The following is a 22,334-nucleotide window of genomic DNA, read 5'->3' on the forward strand; positions in this document are numbered from 1 at the left end:
ACGGATCGAACGTCTTAAGATGCGCCATCCGGAACGATCCGTACCGAGACCGGAAACCGGCCGGACCCGCAACGATTCGTCGCCGGCTGACGGTCATCTTGTTACGGGAGACTGCAGTTGAATGGTGAATCTTCGGGACGATTTCCGGCTCTATAAACTTGCATATCAGCACGATCGAATCGGCAAAGCGTTCGTTGACCGTCAAGGGCGGCTGTCGGATGCCAATCCCGCCTTGTGCGGCATGCTCAGGCTCGGGCCGGAAGAGCTTGCCGGGCGCACCGTGCCGGACCTGTTCCCGGATCTGCCGTGGCGCGAGCCTCTGGAACCGCTGTCGGCCAAATGCCGGTATGAACCGCCCGCCGGAGAACCACGGTGGCTGCACGTCCACCTTGCGCTTCTGGATGACGGAGAAGGAGACGGCGGAGGGAGTCCTGCGGCCGGCATCCTGCAAGTGGAAGATTTGTCCGCCGCCGTTCATCTGGAAGAGGAGATCCGGAGGCTGAAGCGGGATGCGGACACGCTGAGCAGGGCGGAGCACATGCTCCAATCGGAGAAGCTCGCCGCCGCGGGCCAGCTTGCCGCCGGCATTGCGCACGAGATCCGCAATCCGCTGACTTCGCTGAAGGGGTTTCTGCAGCTGCTCAAATCGGGTTCGTCTTCGGCAGCCAAGCGCGACGCCTATTTCACCATCATGCTGGAGGAATTGGGACGGATCGAGCAAATTCTCGGCGAACTGCTCGTGCTCTCCCGCCCCAGCTCCGTGCAATACGCCAAGACCCGCATCGCGCAATTGATCCGCCATGTCGTGTTGCTGCTGCAGCCCCAGGCCGTCATGCGCGGCGTCGAGATCGCGGTGCGCGCGATATCGGAGACGGCCTATATCTATTGCGACGAGAATCAGATCAAGCAGGTGCTCATCAACATCGTGAAGAACGGCATTGAAGCGATGGAAAACGGCGGCACGCTCTCGATCGAGGCCGCCGCGGATCAGGAGACCGCCGCAATCCGGATTGCCGACCAGGGAATCGGCATCCCTCCGGACAAGCTGGACCGGCTGGGCAGTCCGTTCTTCACGACGAAGGAGAACGGCACGGGCCTCGGACTGACGGTCTGCTACAGAATCATGCGGAACCACGGCGGGCGGATCGAGGTGGAAAGCCGGCAAGGCGAAGGCACGACGTTTACCCTCTACCTGCCGGTCGAAGGCCGTCCGCCGGACATATCCAGAGACGACCCGGCGTGATCGTCTCTGCATCCGCGTGAAACCTGCGGCCGGTGACATCGTAGAATTGCCAGAGGTGAACCGACAGATGGATCTGAAGACAGCGTACGAACGGCTCGGACTTCCCGAAGACGCAACACGCGAAATGGTGGAGAAACGCTACGACATGCTGCTGCGTCAGGAACGGCGCCGCATCCGGGCAGGCGGCGGGGAAAGCCCCGAATTTGCGGAGATTACGCGCGCCTACCGTTTCATCCTGGAGCAGGAAGAGAAGCAGGTCGTCTCGGAGCTGACCGAGCAGCAATACGGCAAGTACAAACAGTTCGCCGGACTGGCCGAGAAAATCGACCACTTCTTCAGCTACTACAAATGGCACACGCTCGGCGCCATTCTGCTCATCGGAGTCATCATATACGGGATCAACGCCTATATCGAGCACAAGGAAGAACAGGCCCGTCTTGCCGCGCTGCCGCCCATCGATGTGTACGGTATGATGCTTGGTCAGTTTTTTGTCCCGGACGGCAGCGCGGACACGGAAAACCTTGAAGCCGCCATGCTCGGCCATTTTCCGGACTGGAAGCGCGTGGAGCTGGAATTGCTCACGTTCTCCCTGGAAGCGCGCAGCGAACTGGACATCGCGATGCTCCAGAAGGCGTCGGTGCTGCTCGCCACGGAGAAGCCGGACATTTACATTCTGGACAGCGAGACTTATCCCTGGCTCGCGCAGACCGGCATTCTGATGGAACTCGACGAATTGGCGGCCGGCAGATTCTCTTCCCTGCTCCCGGAAGACGCCGCCGTCAAGGCGTTCGGCGGCGAGGAGAACGGCGAGCATGTTTACGGCATCGATCTGACGGACAGCCCGCTGATCGGCGAACTGCCGCTCCACAAGGACCGCTTCATCGTCGGCATCCGGCGCGACGCCGAGCGCGCCGACAATGCGCTTCATCTGATCGAAACCTATCTGCAGTCGATACCATGACGGACATATGCGGAAGGCTCCCTCTGCCCGCATCGGGCGAAGGGAGCCTTCTTCGCATTACCCGGTCCGCACCGCCCGGCTCTTCCGCCATCTGAACGCCAGCCGGATGAGCGGCGGCGCGGCCATCAGCACGAACAGCAGCCGGAACAACTGGTAGGCGGTGACCTGCGCTTCATCCGCCCCCAGCACGATCGCGGTCACGGCCATCTCCCCGAGACCGCCGGGCGCGAGCGCAAGGAACCACGTCACGATCGAGTCTCCTTCGAAAGCCGACCACAACCGGGCGGCCAGCGCCGTCAGGACGATGAGCAGGACGGCGAAAAGCAGCGAGAGCGGTCCGAATCTTCGGTTCGTGAGCAGGATGCGCAGCTGCACCCGGCAGCCGATGAAGATGCCGATGGCGAGCTGGGCGGCGGCGATGAGCGGCTGGGGAGCGGCCGGCCACGGCAATCCGGCGGCGGCCGCCGCTCCGACGATCAGCACCGGCCCGAGAAACTCGCCCGCCGGCAGACGGAGCCGCCGCCCGAGCCACGCGGCCAGCGGCACGAGCGGCAGCGCGGCGTATCCGGCCCAGGACGGCAGGCCGGCCAAGGCGCCGGAAGCGGCCGCTCCCCCGCCGGCCGCCGCTGCGCCCGATGCGCCCGCGGAATCGCCGGCGAACCACGCCGCCAGGAACGGCACCGTATACAACACGACAACGAGCCGTGACGTCTGCATGATCGCGACGTTGCCCGCATTCGCGCCCCGCATCTCGTCCGCGAGCAGCACCATCTGCGTCAGTCCGCCCGGCATGCTGCCGAGCACGCCGTCCTGGATGCTCAGGCCGGTCAGCTTCGCGAACGCGAGTCCGATCATCGTGCTGACGGCCGTCCACAGTCCCGCCGCCAGCACCATGAACGGCAGCTCCCGGGCGATCGTCAGCGCCGCGCCGAGCGTCATCGTGCAGCCGAGCACATAGGCGACGACCACGACGCCGGCATCGCCGAGCAGGCGCGGCCACGCCGCCAGCCCGGGCCTGACTGTGTTCAGCGTCATCACACCGAACGCGGCGCCCAGTATCCACGGCAAAGGCAGTCCGAGCGCCGCGAACATTCCGCCTCCCGCCGCCCCGGCGGCGAATGTCGTCAATACTCTCACATAAGTTCGTTCCACATTGCACGCCTCCCGGATGTCCCCGACTCCATTATGACACCGGAACCGTTTTCCCGCCAACAAACCGGAAGCCGGACGCCATCCGCGCCCGGCTTCCGCAACGCCATGCCTTTCACCTGATGAACATTTAACCTTGTTGACTGTTAATGGCGCTGACCGTCAGCCCGTCCAGATCCGCCGGCGCGCCGTCCGCGCGTGCAATACGCACCGTGCGTTGCTCGCCCGGCAGCAGGTCGAAATAGTTGTCGCTGAACCGGAGATTTCCGGCCGGAAGCTCCAGCTTCACCATGCGGGCGAGCCCGCCTTCGGCCGTCACGACGACTTCGCCGTCCGCCTCCGTCTTCGCGGCGCGGACCGATGCCTTCGGCAGCGCGAGATCCTTGTGGTCGCGGAGGAAATAGCCGTTCGCCGGGGCGTCGAACCCTTCCGCCGTAAGGCGCACATAGACCTGCTCGGGCCGGCCGCCCATCAAGGCCTCCGGCTCGGCCAGCTCGCCGATCTTCACCGCGCCGTTGGCCGGCACATCCGCCTGCCACTCGCGCTCGCCGAGCAAAGTGCCGGAGAAATCGTACACGGACAGCCGCACCTTGCCCCTCAGCGTGCCGAGCGTGTCGTTCACAACCCATATTTTCAGCGGATCGCCCGGTTCGTGGTCGATCGAGAGCAGCACCGGATGATAGAACGTCTTCGCGTAGTAGTACGCCGCCTTCGGCAGCAGCTCGTAGTCGATGATCGACCAGCTCGTCCCCGGCCAGCTGTCACCCAGCTGCCAGATGAGCGAGCCGCTCGTCCGGTGCTTGTTCCGCCGATAATGCTCGATGCCGTACTTCAAGCCTTCGGCCTGCGTCAGCATGGAGAAGTTCATGTACTCCTCGATGTCCTTCGGAATGCCGGTGTAGCCTTCCATCAGCAGGATGCCTTTCTGATGGGCGGTGTCCTTGTTCCGGTACGCCATCTCGACGCTGCCCCAGTAGAACTGGTCGGCCGGGATCCATTTCTGCAGGGTGTACCGGTTCGCCGAGGCGTGCATGCCGAACTCGCTGCTGAACAGGGCGAAGTCTTTTTTGTAGTTCTTGAAGCTGACGCCCTGCACGCTGTAATCGAGAATCGGCGGCTCGCCGAACTTGCGCGGATAGACCGAGCCGTGCCAGACCTGCCAATTATGGCGGTCGCCCTCGTCCGGGTCGTTGGCGTCGTTGCCTCCGTACGGCGAAGACGGCCAGTACGGCCGGCTCGGGTCGAGCTGCTCCAGCACGTCCGGAATCAGCTCGTGGTAGATCGTCTCGCCGTAGAACGGGCAGTCGATGTCGCCGCCCGACGTCTTCATGTCGACCAGCCAGTCGATCTCGTTGTTGCCGCACCAGAGCGCGAGCGACGCGTGGTTGCGCAGCCGGCGCACATTGTACTCGACTTCGCGACGGACGTTGTCCATGAAGTTCTTGTTGAAATCCGGGAACAGCGCGTTCGCGAAGCAGAAGTCCTGCCAGACGAGCACGCCGCGCCGGTCGCATTCGTCGTAGAACACGTCTTTCTCGTAAATGCCGCCGGCCCATACCCGCAGCATGTTCTGATGGGACGACACCGCGAGGTCGATCAGGTCGCGGTACCGCTGATCCGGGATGGAACCGATATAATGGTCCGCCGGAATCCAGTTCGTCCCCTTGGCGAACAGCTTCACGCCGTTCAGCTTGAACGCGAAGGCGTTGTTGCCAGCGTCGTCCTTCAGCATGAGTTCGATCGTGCGGATGCCGAACGACGTCTCGTACCGGTCGGTCTCCTCGCCGTCCACGAGCAGCTTCGCTTCAAGCCGGTACAGATACGGCTCGCCGAGATCGTGGGTCCACCACAGATGCGGATTCGCCACGCGAAGTTCCGCAGCGCCCTTGCCGCCTTCGAGGGCGATCGTGCCGGCTGCCGCGGCGCGGCCTTCCCGGTCGATCAGCGACACTTCACAGGTCAGGCGGCGATCCCGGAAGCCGCGGAACGCGGACGCTTCGGCGTCGACCCGCACGACGGCCGCGCCGCCATCAATGGAGACGGTCCGGGCATAGACGCTGTCCAGCCTGGCAATCCGCTTCTTCTCGAGCCGCACCTTGCCCCAGATGCCCGTCGTCACCATGCGCGGACCCCAGTCCCAGCCGAAGTTCATCGCCGCTTTGCGGATCCAGGGGCGCTCCTTCGTATAGGACGACCATTGGAACTGCTCTTTGTCCTTGTTGTGCAGCGATACGGGGTCGAATTTGACCGCGATCGTGTTCTTGCCGCTCATCAGGACACGGGTGACGTCGAACGTGAACGCGGTCAGCATGTTGTCCGTGCTGCCGATCTCGCGTCCGTTCAGGAACACCGTCGCGAACGTGTCGAGCCCTTCGAACGTCAGCTCGTAGCGCGTGCCGGGTTCTTCCGTCTTGGCGTACTCGAACTGCGTCCGGTACCACCATTCTTTCTGCTCGATCCAGCGGCTCTTCTGATCGTTGTGGCCGTAATACGGATGGTCGATGATGCCGCGCTCGATAAGCGTCGTGTGGACGTCGCCCGGCACGGCGGCCGTCATCCAGAACCGATCGTCCAGACCGGGCGAGGCGATGTCCTGCGGGCGGACTTGTCCGACATCGAAGCCGTGCAGGCGCCATAACGATTTCAGTTCCATCTCTTGATGCGCTCCTTCCGTGTTCGTCCGATGGCCGTCCGTTCTTCGGGCGCGGGCCGGCCTGGAACGGTCTTCTCCATTATAGCACAGCCGGGCGGTGGGGTTGCACGGGGAGTGGAAGGAGATCGATTCCGCTTAAGATGTATCCATTAGCGCTGGCTTCAATCCGCCATCCTAGCGGAACTGAGAGACCTTATCTTGTCAAATATGCATCCTAACCGATAACTAAACTAACGGAACTGCGCCGCCAGGTTCAAGTCTTCTCGCACGATCGCAGAATCGTTATAATCGCCGATTCGCTGAGACGGATACGGATAATTCGCGTCGTACGCACCGTTTAGGGTCATGAACAGATCGAAAGAAGCCGGGGCGGCCGTGACTGCTTCGCTTCGGATCCACGCCCGCAACTCGTCGTCGCGCGGATCCGGTTCGTCGCGATAGACCTGGTGATGAACTTCAAGCGTATTGCGCGCCAGGAAATCCATGGCGGCCTCGCTGGTGTCCCCGACGATGAAGGACATCAGCGCCCAGGCCAACTCCTGCTGGTTGGAACTTGCCGGGATGGCAAGCCCGGTCAGAAGCGATGTGTTCCATCGTTCGCCAGACGGCGAAACCGGTAAGGGAACCATCCGGTAGTCGCCCGCATCGGAGCGGATAACATGATGCATCTCGGTGGCGCGCACCATTCCCAGGGAAGCCACCCGATTCGGGAAAAGCAACGCTCCGCTTACGAAGTGTCCGGGCATCATGCGGGCATACTGGACGAAAGCCTCGACGGTCTCGCCGCTGTCCAGATAAACTTCGATGTCCTGATAATCAGGTGACGTGTACACGCCTCCGAGTCCGCGGATGATGGGCTCCGCCGAGTTGAAATCGATCGGAATGCGACAGACAAGCCCGCTTCCGCCAGCCGATTCGCAGCGGATGCGAATTCCTCCAGCGGCCATCCTTCCCGGGGTTCGGGCAGGCCAAGCTGTGCAAAAGCCAGCCGATCGTAGTAGACCATCATCGGATCGCTTCGAACCGGCAATAGATAAGGTATGCCGTCGATCTCGGCCTGTTCGATCACTTTCGCGTAATCGCCGTCCCATCGCGGCTTATTCTCCTGAATGCGGCTCTCCAGGCTGGACAGACGTCCGTTTCCGGCGAGCCGCGCTTCATGAATGTTCATCTCGATGATGTCATACCCGTCCGGATCGTCCAGCGCCTCCCGGACGGCGGTCGGCTTCGCAGAAAGGGAAGGGAAGTCCGTCACTTCAATCTGTACATTCGGGTTTTGCTCCATGAAAGCCTTTATCCGGTCGTGGATCGGATAAGGCTTGTTTCCGGCCGGATAAGGCGTCGATTGGAAGGAATATCCGCCGAACAGTGCGACCCGCAGCGTGCCGCTGTAGGACGTTTCCGTTGCATCCGGCTGCACTATGCCGGACTGGCAGGCGGCCAATAACAGCATCGCAGCGAAGAGAGCGGCCGCCGTCTTCATGCGTACGCTCATACGAACAACTCCTTCCCAAAATTCCCCCAGCTCAAGCCGCCGCGCCAACGTTACGGCGCAGACAACGCCTCCGCATGCGCCTGCAGTTCCTGCGCCCACAAGGCAAGATCGGACTTTGCCGCCTCGGCATTCGTATAGCCGTACAATTGCTGAAGCGGCCGCTGCGGCGCCAGCCCTTCCCGGTTGCCGTCATACCAGACCAAATCGAACGCGGCGGGCGGAGCGAACGTGATCTCGTGCCGCATCCAGCGTTTCGTATCCTCGAACACCTGCGGCGCTTCCTGCCCGTTGCGGAAATTGAGCGTGCGGCCGAACTTCTCCAACGTATACAGGACGACGTTGTCCAGCGCTTCGTCGCTGCTTTCCCCGAGCACATACCGCATATATTCCCAGGCCAGTTCATGCTGGCGGGAATCCTTCAGGATCGCAAGTCCGGTCATAAGCGCGTTGTTGTATCGCTTGCCGTCCGGCGCATCGGGCAGCGGCGCGGCGGAATACCGTCCGAGCGTGCTGCTGGTGCTCGACGCCCGCTCGACGCGGAGCACCGTTTCGACCGGGCCGGAAGGAGCCTGTCCGTCTCCAGATGCAGCCTGCAGCAGTTCCGCATAGCGGACGAACGCCTGCACCGACGCTTCACTGTCGAACACTCCGGTTATCCGGCCGTCCGCGCTCATAAATTGCCCGCCGAGCCCGTTGATGAACGGTTCCATCGCATTCAGCGTCAACGCATGCCCGACCCCATGACCGGCTTGGGTCAACTGCTGGCCGGCCGCCGCGAAATCAACCAGCGTCCATCCTTCCTCCGGCAGCGGCACCCCGTTCGACGCCAGCACATTCGTCTCGTAGAACACCAGCAACGGGTCGCTTGTCAGCGGCAGCAGGATCGAGTCGCCGTCCACCTTCGCAAGCTCGATCACGTTCATGTAATCGCCCTGCCAGCGTACCGCTTCTGCTTCGATCCGCTGCGCCAGACTTTCGATGCGATCCCGCACGAGACGGGCTTCGAACACGGTCAGTTCGAGAATATCCGGCATAAGCCCCGGATCCGCCAGAATCTGCTCGAAATTCCGGTCGTACGCCACGTTGACGAACTCGATTTCCACGCCCGGATATTGTTCCATGAACATCTTCGACCGTTCCTGCAGCGTCTGATTGGCCCAGCCGTCAGCGCCCGCCGGATACGGGTCGCGGGCCCATCGCTCGCCATGCAGCCCGACCCGCAGCGTGCCGGTATAAGTCGGTTCCTCTGCATTCGGCTGTACAGGCAAGGCGGACTGGCAGGCAGCCAGCAGAAGCGCTGTTGCGGCAATCAGGATATACGTTCTTAACATTGTAATACCCCCGCGGTAGATTTTGTCGTTCTACTTGATCTGCTATATTTGCAGATCCCGCACCCTCATATTAGGCCTCCTTCCCTCTCAATACTGGATGAATCTATACTTAATAGTTAGTTTATACTATGATTCCATTGCAAACAACGAGAACCGTATTTTCTCTTTTTGTTATTTATATGGTTTTTTCCGCAAATAAACTGTGGTTAATACGCAATTACATTTTCACCATAATCACAAAATGTAAGCGGTAACAAAATAATCGGTGTATTGTATGATTGTTCTTGGTTACGACAATTCAATTATTCGTGAAAAAGGGGGATTTTCATGGTCTCCATATACATCACGCTGGTCTTATCAGGCATCTTGATCATTTCCTCGATATCCAAGTTTGTTTCGCGAAAAAACTTCCAAAAAACACTGTTCGAAATCGGCGTGAAACGAAACCAAATTAAAATTTTGGGCTGGTTGGTTCCCGCCTTAGAACTTATTCTCGGTCTTTTTCTTATTATTCCTCCAGTGCAGATGGTCGGACAAGTTGCGGTACTTCTTTTGTTCATCGCGTTTGCTGCAGTCGTCAGCAGAGCCGTTTACCAGAAAAAACAACCCGATTGCAACTGCTTCGGTAATCTTTTGCCCGAGAAAATGGGCGTTTCCACGTTAATTCGTCTGGTCGTTTTGATCGGGATGATCCTTTACTTGCTGATTGTCGAATCAATAACAATTGACACTATCCCTGCTCAGCAACTTGTATACCAAGCGTTTACATCAATAGGCTATATCGTGATTTACATTTTGACATCCAGTATTGTGAAACACTCCGTCACAAAACAAACGGGCTGACAAGGTGAGTTTTCAATGGAATCTGTAGAATTCATTTCCCATTTCGTACTATGGTCGGTTGTGTTGCTGCTCGTACTATCCTACTTGAATTCACCGGCAATGAAACCAAAAGAACAAGTGCTGCAATTACAGAGTTACGGGCTGCCCGTCAAAGATCAGTTTCCAGAACTTCAAATTCGATCCATGAACAATCGTTGGCTGAGGGAGGAACTCGATTCCGGCAAGCCCGCCATCATGCTCTTCACATCTGCCGGATGCAGCGTATGCAACGCAATATATCCTGTAGTCTCGGGGTTTGCAGAGAATCATGACGTGAATTTGCTGCTGTTCGTCGAAGGCAATACAGATGCCATTACCACCAAAATCACAGAACACGCCATACGCGTCCCGGTCTTCCATGCTGATCAAGAGACGCTCACTCATACGAAAGTGAACATCTTTCCATTCGCATACTATGTCTCCCGTGACGGAACCATCTGTGCAAAAGGAGGGATCCCTACAGGTGAGATGCTGGATCTCTTATTGTTCGAAGGCTCTTATATGGAACGAATGTTGTCAGAGGCAAGCTGATGTGCTCGTAAACGACGTTTTTTGAAAGGAGGTGAATATGAATGTGCACCGGCGGAACGTGGTATTGCAGCGGCACGTGCTATGCGAATAATTCCTACAAGCAACTCAGAGTCTCTATCGATAGCACCGGCCGCATCTGCAATCAATCTTGCGATTGTTGACAACACCGGCTATTTTGCACGAAGAGACTAGAAGTCGGATTCGGCTTCTAGTCTCTTCACATAATCATCCATTCATCTCATACCGGGAGGACTCATGATCCAATTGCTACTCTGGCATCACAGGAAGTTCGATCGAGAACCTGACTCATTCGAGCATGAACAGGATGCATACTTGCCATGATTCGAACACGTAAAGTCTTCACAACTCTCGCCAAGTCAATTGCGCTTGCCATGCGTACCGCCCCTGTCGTGTGCTTATCTTTGCTGATTTTCAAGTTTGTTGCTGCAGTGCTTCCGACTTTGCAGATCGATCTGACGAAAGAACTGACGAACAGTGTCGCGTCCTTATTGAACCAAGCGGGCAACATGCGAGACTGTATAACCGTGCTTGTTGTCATCTTTATTATCGGCATTTTTGCGGTTTTAATAGAACTGTTGAACCAATATATAACCTTATTGCTCCAGCAGAAGACCGGCTATCGAATGGAAGGAATGCTGGCTGAGAAAACCGTCTTGTTCCCCGTTATTCGATTCGATGATTCACAATTCTACGATCAGCTTCAAAGAGCAAGATCAACGATTACATTCAGCGGCCAACGGGTGATCGATTTTCTGTTTTCTGCCGGTCAGTCTCTTGTGACATTGATTTCGTTCATTGTGCTGATTGGTCAATTTGATACGCTATTAACCGTGGCCATCATTTTGTATATGATCCCGTCGCTATGGGTCAACATGAAGATTGGAAAATGGAAATTTTGGCTGCTCCGTCTCCAAACGCCTTTCACCCGCCGCATGCAATATTTGTTCGACTTATTGACCAACCGATCATCTGCAAAAGAATTGCGTATTTATAACCTTGGCCAAACGCTGTTGAAAGAGTGGAGCGCCATCTATTGGAACAATGCTGCGGAACAAAAAAAGGTTGAACGCAGATCGTTTAAAGCCCGCTCCGCCGTCGAAAGCATTCAAAGTTTGCTGGGGATGTTGTTTACGATTTATTCAATATTTGTTTGTATAAACGGAAATCTGACAGTCGGTCATTTTGTTGCAATCTATCAAATTCTGGTTTCTACACAGAGCCAATTAAAGAAGTTGGCGTTTGAACTTTCATCCTTGTACGAAGACGCGTTGATGATGAATGAATTTTTCCTGTTCATGGACACCAACGAAGAAGGACAGAACAGCGAAATTGCTGCCGCGTTGCAGGCCTTCAAAGGCCCAATTACAAAAGGAATTACCGTGAACAACTTGTCATTCCGTTATCCTAACCGTTCGGAATACACCCTTAAGAATATATCGCTGCATATTAAACCGAACCAAACTGTAGCAATTGTCGGCGAAAACGGAGCAGGAAAAAGCACGCTCGTAAATTGCCTGATCGGACTGTATTCGTCATACTCTGGCAAGATTGAATATGACGGAGTAGATTTAAAGAATATAGACAAATCGGCGTTATATCGAAACATCGCTGCCGTATTTCAAGACTTTCTCCGTTTATATAATACTCCAAGGGAAAACATCGGGTATGGCGATATCGGGCGCTTGTCGGACCAAACTGCACTTGAAATGGCGGCTGCACGTTCTGGGGCATCAGAAGTCATCTCGTCCCTCCCCGATGGGTTTGATACGCGGCTTGGACCCGAATTCGAAGGCGGCACGGAATTGTCAGTAGGACAATGGCAGAAGCTGGCTCTCGGACGCGCATTTTTCAAAGAGAGTGAAATCATCGTACTGGATGAACCTACAGCTTCAATGGATCCGATAGCGGAACAATCTCTGTACAAAAGATTTGCCGAGTTGTCTGAGGGCAAAATCACGCTGTTGATTTCTCATAGGCTGGGCAGTTGTAAAATCGCAGATCACATTCTCGTGTTGAAAGACGGAGAACTAGTCGAACAAGGGACCCATGACGAACTTCTCAAGTTAGAGGGAGAGTATTCCCGCATGTATCATGCGCAAGCGGACTGGTATACTTAAATGGGCGAACGGGAGCCGTTCATGCTTCCTCTTCGCCCTTACGTTTATTCCATTATATTCTTAGGGAGCAGCTTGACTTCCCGAGCTTTGTTGATCATGTCTTTGCGAGTTGTCACATTGAATTTTTTGTATAAATTGGACACCAGATTTTCGATTGATCGCTGGCTGATATACATTTGATTGGCCATTTCTTTATAGGTATATCCGAGAGCAATATATTTGAGTACTTCCTCTTCGCGTTCCGAAATCTCTTCGCATTTTACGCCATCTTGATGTTCGATATAAGTTACTGTCCTTCTCAGTTCCCTGATCAGATGAATCGGGACGCAGGATTGACCCTCAATAGCAGCGATGATACCATTGGCCATCTGCTCTGAACTGCTGGTCTTGCTGAGAAATCCAACCGCTCCAGCTTTAATCATTCGATTAAAATAGGGCGACGGATCTTCGTTAGTGAAAATCAAGATTTTGGAGTTGGGGTTGCAACTGCATAATTTATTGATCGCATTCACAATATTGGGATAAAATAGATCCAACAACACACAATGGTAAAAGTGTTCTTTCATTTCCCGCACCGCTTGATAGAGTTCTGTTACTCCGCAAACACGGAATCGCCCTTCCTTCTCTTGCTCGAGAAGCCGTTTCGTACCTTCAACGATTGCAGGGAATTTGTCGATTACCAGTACTGAATAAACACGCAGTTTCTTCTCATCGGCTACTCGGCTTAGACTTTCCATCGGTACCAAATCCCTCCTCAGCAATTTGTTTTCCCAAATGTTTCCCCTTTCCCTATGGTTGCTTTTACCCATAGTCGAGGATGAATGAGAATATACGTTTCTCGCCCCCCTATTTGTTGATTATATTTCCATGTATTCTTTATACATCTTATATTTTCCTCTTTTTTGCATTTTCTCAACTTGAATGAATTAGTTATTTCTATTCCTGCGCATCCCATATGCCAGCGGACAGAACCAAAGAAAAAGGCGAACAGGAGTGTCGCACTCCTCTTCGCCCTTCCTTGCATTCATTCAATTCTAACGCAGCAGCGCGGCCTGACGTCCTTCATGGTCAGACGACGCAGCTCATAATCCGCGCCTCATGCGGCCGAAGCCCGAGCTTCCCCGCCCGCAGCAGCTTGTCCGCATCGGCATAATTGCCGAGCACCAGCTGCATCGTCTTTCCGGCGTACGGCTCCGGCAGCTCGAATGCGCCGGGCGCGTCGCTGTGGTTCAGCACGACGATCCACGCCGTATCGCCAAGCTTCCGGACATAAGCGTACACATGCGGATCGTCCCCGCTGATATCCTCGAAATCACCGTACACCATGACCGGATGTTCCTTGCGCAGGGCGATCAACTTCCGGTAATAGTGCAGCACCGAATCCGGATCGGCCTCCGCCTCTTCCACGTTGATCGCGGTATGGTTCGGATTCGGACGGATCCACGGCTCGCCGGCCGAAAAGCCGGCGTTCCGTCCGGCGTTCCACTGCATCGGCGTGCGCGAGTTGTCGCGGCTGAGCGGCTGCAGTTCGCGCAGCACCTCTTCCGGGCTGCGGCCCCGGCCGACTTCTTCTTCGTAGCGGCTCTTCATCATGACGTCCTGGTAATCGTCAATGGACGCGAACCGGACGCCGGTCATGCCGAGCTCTTCCCCCTGATAAACGTAAGGGATGCCCGGCAGCGTATGAATCATCGTGGCGAGCAGCTTGGCCGACTGCACGCGATACTCCCGGTCGTTCCCGTAGCGCGTCACCTGCCGCGTATGGTCGTGATTGTTCAGGAACTGTCCCATCACGCCCTTTCCGCGCAGCGCGTCCGCCCAGCGGCGCTGAATCCGCTTGAACCGCACCATGTCCCAGGCCGGCATCTCGTCCGCCACTTCAAAATGGAACAACGAGTCCAGCTCCCGCCGCTCCTCGTCGACGAACAGCACGCCCAGCTCCGGCGTCGCGAAGGCAACCTCGCCCACCGTCATGATGTTGTAGTGGCGGAACACTTCGCGGTTCATTTCCTGCAGATAATCATGAAGCCCGGGATTGTGCGTCAGATAGCGGATATCGTAAGGATCGGCCGCATCCGTGAACGTTTCGGGCTTGGCGAGCAGCGCCAGCGCGTCGAGCCGGAGGCCGTCCACACCCTTGTCCAGCCAGAAGCGGAGCATCCGGTACATCGCCTGCCGCACTTCGGGGTTCGCCCAGTTGAGGTCCGGCTGCCCGATGGCGAACGAATGCATGTAATATTGCCCGGTCGCCTCATCGAACCGCCAGCAGCTCGGGTGGAAATAGGACCGCCAGTTCGTCGGCGGTCCGCCGTCCGGCGCCGGATCGCGCCAGATATACCAGTCGCGCTTCGGATCATCCTTCGACGACCGCGAAGCGAGGAACCAGGGATGGCGGTCCGACGTATGATTGAGCACGATGTCCATCATGATCTTGAGACCCCGCCGATGCGCTTCCTCGATCAGCCGGTCGACATCCGCCATCGTCCCCGCTTCCGGCGCCACGGCATAATAGTCGGAAATGTCGTATCCGTTGTCCACGCCCGGCGATTCGTTGAACGGATTGAGCCAGATGAAATCGACGCCCAGCGAGCGGATGTAATCGAGCTTCTCGATGACGCCGCGCAGATCGCCGATGCCGTCGCCGTTCGTATCGAAGAAGCTTCGCCAGTACACCTGATAGACGACGGTTTCTTTCCACCAGGTCGGTCTGCCCAGCATGGTTTTCTCTCCCGCCGAAATGTTCTCTGTCTGTATCATCCTTTTACATATCCTCCCACAAGTCCATACACGAAATACTGCCTGAGTGCACGGGGTCGAAAAGCTTTTCAGCATCATGCGCATGTCCCCGAATCAGCCGGGGACGGCGGACTGCCCGCCTTGCCGCCGCGCTCAGACGCGGAGTCTGGCCGTCGATTCCCGGATGATCAGCCGATGGGGCAGCCGCTCGTGCAGAACGGAAACTTTCCCGTTCACCATCAGCTCGTGCAATTTGTGAACCGCACGCACGCCGATCTGATAGACCGGCTGCTCGACGGTGGTCAGCCGCGGGATGAACATGCGCGCCATCCGGATGTCGTCGAACCCGACGACCGAGAGCTGATCCGGCACGGTCCTCCCGTGATCCCGCGCGTACGCGATCACGCCCATCGCGAATTCATCCGATGCCGCGAAGACCGCCGTGATCTGCGGCGCCCGGGCGAACAGCCGGCCGGCGGCTTCGCAGGCGTCTTCAAACCGATGGGCCGCAAATTCCACATGGGAAGCGCAATGGTCGAGCCCGGCTTCCGCCAGCGCCCGCCAAAAACCCGCAAGGCGCGGCGCGCCGGATATCGTATTCCCGACCGGGAAGCCGATCATGCCGATTTCCCGGTGGCCGAGTTCGATCAGATGGCGCACCGCCTCGCAGGCCGCCTGCTCGTTGTCGATGTCCACGGACGGCGCGTCGTATTCCGGCGCATCGGTCGAGACGAGCACGAACGGCAGCCGGCTTCGCTTCAGTTCGTCATAGAGCTCTCGATGAAGCGAATCGCTCGCGAAAATGATGCCGTCCGCCTGCTTCTCGAACAGGTTCCGCACATAGGCGAGCATCCGGCTCCTGTCGCGGTCCGTGTTGCAGATGATGACGCTGTGGTTCATCTCCGCGGCGGCGTCCTGGATGCCGCGCAGCAGTCCCGCGTAATACGGATTCTCGATATCCGGGATCATGACGCCGAAGGTATCGGATTTCTTGTAGATCAGGCCGCGCGCGAAAGCGTTCGGCTTGTACCGGAGCCGCTCGATCGCTTCCTGGACGCGCTGCCGCTTCTCCGGCACGACCGTTTCGGGCGCGTTCATGACCCGCGATACGGTACTGATCGAAACGCCTGCCAGTTTCGCGACATCGCGAATCGTCGGTTTCATTGCAGCCACGCACCCCTGAATGAAACCCGAAACAAGCATGAAACGGGTTTGAAAAGCTTTTCAGGGTCATTATATCCCCCTTGACCCGGCCGGGCAACTGCTTTTTTCAGCCGCGCATGGCCATCCGGTTGCCCGACGTGTAGCGCCTCACGCCGACGGCGAACAGCGAGACGGCCAGCAGGCCGAACGCGGCGACCGCGGCGGCGGCGAGCCAGACGAACGTCCCGTCGAACCGCCGGAGCAGACCGATTGGCGCGTAGCTGATGAAGCCGGCCGGCAGCACCGTGAACAGGACGATCCGCGCCGTTCCCTTGAAAATATCCGTCGGATACGTGCTGAGCGCGACCAGACCGTTAAAGAGCTGGGAAGCCATCCCTTCCGCCTGGCCGAAGAAGAACGCCAGCGTGCCGGCGGCGAGCGTCACGAACAGGAACAGCAGGCCGCTGATCAGGAGCCCCAGCGCATATTTCGCGGCGCCGATCAGCGTATGTTCGCCGGCCAGGGCGTAGATCGCGACGCCGAACAGGAAGTCGCCCATCGCCGTCAGCGACATGCGGCTGACCAGCACGCCCAGCAGCAGCGGTTTCGGCTGCGTCAGGAACACATCCAGCTCGCCGTTCGCCACGATGGGCGCGATGCGGGGGTAATTGCCGAACAGCACGTTCGACCAGCCGAATCCGCCCGCGCTGATGCCCCACAGCAGCATGACGTCCCGCAGATCCCAGCCGTTCACGGCCGGAAAGCGTGCGAAGAAAATCGCCCAGAACACGAGCCAGATGCAGTTGTTCACGAACATCATGACCGCCAGCATGAAGAAGCTGGCCCGATACTCCATCGCGGCGGCCAGATTCAGCTTCCAGCACGTCAGCACGTACCGCAAGATGCCGGCTGCGCGCCGGACGCGGCTCCCGCGGCCGCCGGACAGCCTAACCGCCGTTGACATTCAGCTTCCGCACTCCTCTCCGATAGATGAACGCGCACAGCACCGCAAGCGCAGCGGCCCAGCCCCACTGCGTCAGCAGAAATGCGGCGAGCCGCCCGCCGTCGAACGCGACGCCCATGCGGGCCGGGAAATAGAGCACCGCCTGGAACGGCAGCCACCCGCAGACGCGTTCCAGCCAGTCCGGCATCAGTTCGAGCGGCAGCAGCATGCCGCCGGCCGTGAAATTCAGCTTCTGCAGGACGAACTCCATGCCGCGTGTCTCCTCGACCCAGAAGGCGAGCAGCGCGACGGCCAGATTGAGCAGGAACGCGACGGTGAACGCTCCGGGCAGCAGCGCGGCGAGCCCGGCCCAGCCCCAGCCGAAGGCCGGCGGCCCCATGTAGGCCCAGGCGATCGCGCTCCCCGCGGCGAGCTGGACGAGGAAGCGGACGCCCGCTTCCGCCAGATACGTCATGTAATGAAACCCGTTGTAGGCGATGGGCCGGATGAGCCGGACCGCCACCTCGCCCTGCTTCACTTCTTCCTCGATCCGGATGCACAGCTGCGGGCAGGCCATCGTGACGGCTTCCGCGAAGACGAGGTACCAGATGATCTGGTTCAGCGCGAACCCTTCGATCATCTCCGTCCCGCTCGAAGCGTACGCCGCCTTCCACAGATGGATGAAAATGAACAGAATGAGGAGCAGAAACAGCGCCCGCACGACACAATCGACCCGGTACTGCAGCTGCTGCCTGACCGCGATGATCCCGACCGCCCGGTATTTGTGCAGCTTGGCCATAACCGGCATCATGACGCCGCCCCCTCCTCCGCCGGCGGACGGCCGCTCCCGCCTTCGTAGACCGCCCGGATGACATCCTCCATCGGCGGATCTTCAACCGTCATGTCTTCGATCGCGCAATGCCCGATGAACGCGGCGAGCACATCCTCGATCGAGGCGGCGGTCGTGTCCACGGACAGCCGCCACGCGGACGGACCGGCTTCCGCGGCCCGGACGCCATCCGGCAGCTTCTCCGGCAGCCGCGCGCCGTCCCGCAGCTTGAGGCGGACCGTCTTGCAGGTCAAGACTTCGCGCTTCAGCCGCTCGACCGGGGCGTTGAAGATGACGGTTCCGTGATGGATGACGACCGCCCGTCGGCAGAGCTGCTCGATATCGGACGGATCGTGGGACGTCAGGAAAACGGTCGTCCCCTCCTCCCGGTTCCGCTCCGCGATCAGCTCGCGGATGCGCCGCTTCACGATGACATCGAGTCCGATCGTCGGCTCGTCCAGAAACAGCAGTTCCGGGCGGTGCAGGAAAGCCGCCGCGATCTCGCAGCGCATCCGCTCGCCGAGCGACAGCTTGCGGACGGGCGTCTGCATGTACGGCCCGAGCTCGAATCGTTCGACCAGCTCGTCGCGGCGGCGCAGGTAATCCGCCCGCCCCAGCTCATACATCCGGCTGAGCAATTCAAACGTGTCCGCCGGCGGCAGATGGTACCAGAGCTGCGATTTCTGCCCGAAGACGGCGCCGATTCGGAACGCCAGCGCCGCGCGCTCCTTCCACGGCACCATCCCCAGCACGCGGGCATGGCCGGACGAAGGATGGAGAATGCCGGTCAGCATTTTGATCGTCGTCGATTTGCCCGCTCCGTTCGGCCCGAGAAAAGCCAGCGTCTCGCCCGCCTCCGCCTTCAGACGGATGCCGGCCACCGCCGTCTTCTCCGTCCACTCCGGCCGCAACAGCGAACGGACGCTGGCCTTGAAGCCCTCCGGTTTCCGCTTGACGCGGAACGTTTTCACCAGCCCTTCCACTTCCAGTGCCAACACGTCTGCATGCCCTCCCATCTCGCTCTGTTCTGCTAAAGCAACAAAGACCTCCGGCCCGCACCGCCGGTAATGGCGGAACTTGCCGAAGGTCTTTTATCCCTTACGGTGTATCGCGTCCTGCTTGTTTAACCCCGAATGCCGACGCGACGATTTCGCTCGGTTCGCCCGGCCTTGCCGGCCGTCGGATCCCTAGAAATCCTTCCGTCAATCGCTTGTTGAGAACAGATATTACCACGGAATGTCAGGTTTGTAAATACCGCATTTTGGGGTGAACGCGCGTTAACGGCTCTCAAGCTCAATCCAGTTGTTGCGGATGATTTTCTTGTACCAGTAGAAACTGTCCTTCGGCGTGCGCTTCAGCGTGTTGTAATCGACATGCACGAGGCCGAAGCGGCACGTGTAGCCGAACGCCCACTCGAAATTGTCCATGAGCGACCAGGTCAGATACCCTTTCAGATTGACACCGGACTCAATCGCGCGGCCGAGCTCGGCGATATGGTCGCGCAGGAACGCGATGCGGCGGTCATCCCGGATCCGGCCGTCCGGTCCCGGCTCGTCGTTGTAGCAGACGCCGTTCTCCGTGATGTAGATCGGAATCGGGCCGAAATTATCCGTCAGCCAGGTCAGCATCTTGTACAGGCCTTCCGGATAAATGAACCAGCCCTTGTCCGACTTGGCATAGCCGAGATCGACATGCTCGAGGTCCAGGTAGTTGTTGCCCGGCTTGTGCCGCACGATGTTGCCGCCGTAGAAGTTCAGGCCCAGGAAATCCATCGGCTCGCGGATGATGTCCATGTCGCCCGGCTCGACGACCGGCTCGGCGCCTTTCGACTTGATCCATTCCGCCATCTTCTCCGGATACTTGCCGGTGAAGACCGGCTCCACGAACCAGTTGTAGATGGAAAATGCGCGGTAGGCCGCGTCGACGTCCTCCTGCTTGCGGGTGAGCGGCTCGTACCAGTACATGTCCGGCGCGTAGCCGATCTGCCCCTTCACGCCTAGCTCGCGGAAGCGGCGCACCGTCCGGCCGTGGGCGACCATGACGTTGTGGGCGACCTGAATGGCCGACTGCCAATTCGTGATGCCCGGCGCGTGCCGGCCGAGCAGATGGCCGTTGATCGCGATGCACCACGGTTCATTGAACGTCATGTAGTAATCGATCAGCCCGTCGAATTCGCGGAACATCGTCTCGGCGAAACGGACGAACGCATCGATCGTCGCCCGGTTTTCCCAGCCTCCCCGGTCCTGCAGCGCCTGCGGGAGTTCCCAGTGATAGAGCGTGCAGAACGGGGTGATGCCCGCCTCGCGCAGCTTCGTCACGAACCGCTTGTAATGCGCGATGCCCTTCGGGTTCACCTCGCCGTCCCCTTGCGGATAGATGCGCGGCCAGGACACCGAGAAGCGGTACGCTTTCACGCCGAGCTCTTTCATCAGCGCGATGTCTTCTTCATACCGGTGGTAACTGTCGCATGCGACGCTCGCGTCGTCGCCGTTCATGATGCGCCCCGGAATGGCGGCCAGTGTATCCCAGATCGACGGACCGCGGCCGTCCTCGGTCAGCGCGCCCTCGATCTGATAGGCGGACGTCGAGACGCCCCAGACGAAATCTTTCGGAAACGTTAAAATGGTCACGCGTTTATACCTCCTGATCGTGTGACGTCAACCGCTGCAATCCGCGGCTCACCCTTCCGCCGGCACGACATCCCACTCGTGGATCTCATACCCGCGCGCGCCATGCACAATGTACGGGTCCTGCTTCACCCAGTTTTCCACTTCCTCGTACGAGCGCGCCTTGTAGATGACCAGACCGCCTGCGCCGTCGGTGAACCGCCCGTTGGCGAACAGCCGGCCGGCCGCGCGCTGCTCGGCCAGAAACTGCAGATGCTCCGGCCGGAAGCGGTCGCTCTTCTCCGCATCCTTCATCGGCAGGAAGACGGCGTAATGCTTGATCGGGCCCGCTTCGCTTTCCTTCGCGTCTTCGTCCGTCTGGAAGCGGAACATCGCCGCCATGTCGCGGTCGCCGTAGCCGGATGCGATCGCGCGGTGAAACAGGCTGCGCACACGCGCCCCGGCCTTCAGCCGGACGCCGCTCTTCTCCGCCATCTCGGCCGCCAGATCGAGGTCTTTGCCGAGCAGCTTGATGGCGAAGCCGGGATCATACGCTTCCTTCGCGATGAAGCCCGCGTAATGGCGGTCGAGCATGCGGCTGCTGGCGAAGCTCGCCATCAGAATGTCGACAAGCGCCGCCTCGTCGAGCCCGGCCTTGCGCCCCAACGCCAGCGCCTCGCTGACCGCCTGCGTATGGATGCCGACCATGAGCTGGTTGATCAGCTTGACGACCGAGCCGCTGCCGCTCGGACCGACATAATAGATCTGCTTGCCCATCGCCTCGAAGGCGGGCCTCGCCCGGTCGAACGCTTCGCGTTCGCCGCCGACCATGATGCTGAGCGTGCCTTCGGCCGCGCCGACCGTACCGCCGCTTACCGGCGCGTCGAGAAACGCGATGCCGCGGGCCGCCGCCGCATCGAACAGGCGCCGGTTCAGTTCGGGGCCGACCGTGCTGCAATCGACGAGCAGGAGACCGGGCCGGCCGTTCGGAATCAGGCCGTCCTGCGCCGTATACACCGCTTCGACGTCGGCAGGCATCGGCAGGCAGGTGATGACCATGTCCATTTCGGCCGCCAGCTGCGCCCGGGTCAGCCCGGTCTTGCCGCCCGCCTGCGCGAATTTCTCCTCCGCTCCCTTGCTGCGGTTCAGTCCGTACACCTCGAAGCCGGCCTTGACCAGGTTGACCGCCATGGGCAGCCCCATGTTCCCGAGTCCGATGAACCCGATTTTCTTCATGTTTCACCGTCCCTTTCGCTGTTTGGCGGAAATGCGATTCCCGACGGCACCATTGTAAAACAGCGCGCACCCGGGGGACAAGGAACGTTTTCCCGCTGACTGGACATGCCGGCAACGCATATACATGGTGGTGGGGTCTTACGCATTTGCATCCAGCGGGATCCGGAGGGGAGGGGCTTAAGCCCATGTCAAATGCCAAAGCCATGAAACTGCTCACCGGCGTGATGGAAGCCGTCCTGGCCATTCCGGTGCTCGGAGGCCTCATTGTCCTGGCCAGTGCCTACTGGGCGCTGGTCGTCATGTGCGTCCTGCATGCTGCAACACTCATCATCCTGAATTTCGAAAGTCCGGAATAGCGCTAGTCGGATGAAGCGATCAGCAAAGATTCCATTCAATTTTGTGGCTGTTTTTCCAGTCAATTCGAGTGATTGCAGGCTAGATGGGTAAACGTTCCCCCT

19 protein-coding genes are annotated in these 22,334 nt (G+C 58.8%); 6 read left to right on the top strand and 13 right to left on the bottom strand.

Features of this window, described 5'->3' with window-relative positions; genetic code table 11:
- Positions 1–121 precede the first annotated feature (121 nt).
- The gene (locus tag C6W55_RS16240) at positions 122–1,243 is read left to right on the top strand and encodes an ATP-binding protein (protein ID WP_015256067.1); all 1,122 of its coding nucleotides are present in this window, start codon (positions 122–124) and stop codon (positions 1,241–1,243) included.
- A 67-nt stretch (positions 1,244–1,310) separates the two neighbouring features.
- Positions 1,311–2,204: a J domain-containing protein gene (locus C6W55_RS16245; protein ID WP_286893840.1), complete on the top strand. Its 894-nt coding sequence runs from the start codon at positions 1,311–1,313 to the stop codon at positions 2,202–2,204.
- A 57-nt stretch (positions 2,205–2,261) separates the two neighbouring features.
- Here C6W55_RS16245 and C6W55_RS16250 read toward each other — a convergent pair whose 3' ends face one another.
- The 5 genes from C6W55_RS16250 to C6W55_RS16270 all read right to left on the bottom strand — a co-directional run bounded on the left by C6W55_RS16250 (position 2,262) and on the right by C6W55_RS16270 (position 8,832).
- A complete protein-coding gene (locus tag C6W55_RS16250) occupies positions 2,262–3,356 on the bottom strand; it encodes an AbrB family transcriptional regulator (protein ID WP_286893842.1) in 1,095 nt (364 codons plus the stop codon).
- 127 nt (positions 3,357–3,483) lie between these two features.
- Positions 3,484–6,006: a beta-mannosidase gene (locus C6W55_RS16255; protein WP_286893844.1), complete on the bottom strand. Its 2,523-nt coding sequence runs from the start codon at positions 6,004–6,006 to the stop codon at positions 3,484–3,486.
- 230 nt (positions 6,007–6,236) lie between these two features.
- Positions 6,237–6,839 (bottom strand): type 2 periplasmic-binding domain-containing protein, encoded by a 603-nt coding sequence (locus tag C6W55_RS16260; protein WP_157373599.1) that lies wholly within the window; start codon positions 6,837–6,839, stop codon positions 6,237–6,239.
- Complete coding sequence (locus C6W55_RS16265; protein ID WP_286893846.1) at positions 6,752–7,501, bottom strand: ABC transporter substrate-binding protein; 750 nt, start codon at positions 7,499–7,501, stop codon at positions 6,752–6,754. Before C6W55_RS16265 ends, C6W55_RS16260 begins: the two co-directional genes overlap by 88 nt.
- Before the next feature lie 50 nt (positions 7,502–7,551).
- Complete coding sequence (locus tag C6W55_RS16270) at positions 7,552–8,832, bottom strand: ABC transporter substrate-binding protein (RefSeq protein WP_286893848.1); 1,281 nt, start codon at positions 8,830–8,832, stop codon at positions 7,552–7,554.
- A gap of 327 nt (positions 8,833–9,159) precedes the next feature.
- Here C6W55_RS16270 and C6W55_RS16275 point away from each other — a divergent pair, with 327 nt between their 5' ends.
- The 3 genes from C6W55_RS16275 (at position 9,160) to C6W55_RS16285 (ending at position 12,383) form a co-directional block, all read left to right on the top strand.
- The gene (locus C6W55_RS16275; RefSeq protein ID WP_015256080.1) at positions 9,160–9,675 is read left to right on the top strand and encodes a MauE/DoxX family redox-associated membrane protein; all 516 of its coding nucleotides are present in this window, start codon (positions 9,160–9,162) and stop codon (positions 9,673–9,675) included.
- Between the two features lie 15 nt (positions 9,676–9,690).
- Positions 9,691–10,245 carry a TlpA family protein disulfide reductase gene (locus tag C6W55_RS16280; RefSeq protein ID WP_015256081.1) on the top strand — a complete coding sequence of 185 codons (555 nt, stop codon included), beginning with the start codon at positions 9,691–9,693 and terminating at the stop codon, positions 10,243–10,245.
- Between the two features lie 338 nt (positions 10,246–10,583).
- Positions 10,584–12,383, top strand: a complete 1,800-nt coding sequence (locus C6W55_RS16285) for an ABC transporter ATP-binding protein (protein ID WP_286893850.1) — start codon at positions 10,584–10,586, stop codon at positions 12,381–12,383.
- A 44-nt stretch (positions 12,384–12,427) separates the two neighbouring features.
- Here the strand turns inward: C6W55_RS16285 and C6W55_RS16290 are convergent, their stop codons facing one another.
- From C6W55_RS16290 to C6W55_RS16325, 8 genes are all read right to left on the bottom strand, one after another.
- Entirely contained in the window at positions 12,428–13,120 is a 693-nt protein-coding gene (locus tag C6W55_RS16290; protein ID WP_286893852.1) for a response regulator, read from the bottom strand.
- A 331-nt stretch (positions 13,121–13,451) separates the two neighbouring features.
- Positions 13,452–15,140, bottom strand: coding sequence for a glycoside hydrolase family 13 protein (locus C6W55_RS16295; RefSeq protein ID WP_286893854.1), 1,689 nt, complete (start codon positions 15,138–15,140; stop codon positions 13,452–13,454).
- A 132-nt stretch (positions 15,141–15,272) separates the two neighbouring features.
- A complete protein-coding gene (locus C6W55_RS16300) occupies positions 15,273–16,283 on the bottom strand; it encodes a LacI family DNA-binding transcriptional regulator (protein ID WP_286893855.1) in 1,011 nt (336 codons plus the stop codon).
- A 106-nt stretch (positions 16,284–16,389) separates the two neighbouring features.
- The gene (locus tag C6W55_RS16305; RefSeq protein ID WP_286893857.1) at positions 16,390–17,226 is read right to left on the bottom strand and encodes an ABC transporter permease; all 837 of its coding nucleotides are present in this window, start codon (positions 17,224–17,226) and stop codon (positions 16,390–16,392) included.
- Positions 17,210–18,016, bottom strand: coding sequence for an ABC transporter permease (locus tag C6W55_RS16310; protein WP_286893859.1), 807 nt, complete (start codon positions 18,014–18,016; stop codon positions 17,210–17,212). Before C6W55_RS16310 ends, C6W55_RS16305 begins: the two co-directional genes overlap by 17 nt.
- Complete coding sequence (locus C6W55_RS16315) at positions 18,013–19,032, bottom strand: ABC transporter ATP-binding protein (RefSeq protein WP_286893861.1); 1,020 nt, start codon at positions 19,030–19,032, stop codon at positions 18,013–18,015. The genes C6W55_RS16310 and C6W55_RS16315 overlap by 4 nt, the downstream gene beginning before the upstream one ends.
- Positions 19,033–19,311: 279 nt before the next feature.
- Positions 19,312–20,664: a GH1 family beta-glucosidase gene (locus C6W55_RS16320; RefSeq protein WP_213484503.1), complete on the bottom strand. Its 1,353-nt coding sequence runs from the start codon at positions 20,662–20,664 to the stop codon at positions 19,312–19,314.
- 48 nt (positions 20,665–20,712) lie between these two features.
- Entirely contained in the window at positions 20,713–21,876 is a 1,164-nt protein-coding gene (locus C6W55_RS16325; protein WP_286893864.1) for an NAD(P)-binding domain-containing protein, read from the bottom strand.
- A 185-nt stretch (positions 21,877–22,061) separates the two neighbouring features.
- On the opposite strand from C6W55_RS16325, the gene C6W55_RS16330 reads away from it, so the two are divergent.
- Positions 22,062–22,232 (top strand): hypothetical protein, encoded by a 171-nt coding sequence (locus C6W55_RS16330; protein ID WP_286893866.1) that lies wholly within the window; start codon positions 22,062–22,064, stop codon positions 22,230–22,232.
- Positions 22,233–22,334: the final 102 nt, after the last annotated feature.

The sequence above is a fragment of the Thermobacillus sp. genome (assembly GCF_003390775.1).
Classification (GTDB): domain Bacteria; phylum Bacillota; class Bacilli; order Paenibacillales; family Paenibacillaceae; genus Thermobacillus; species Thermobacillus xylanilyticus.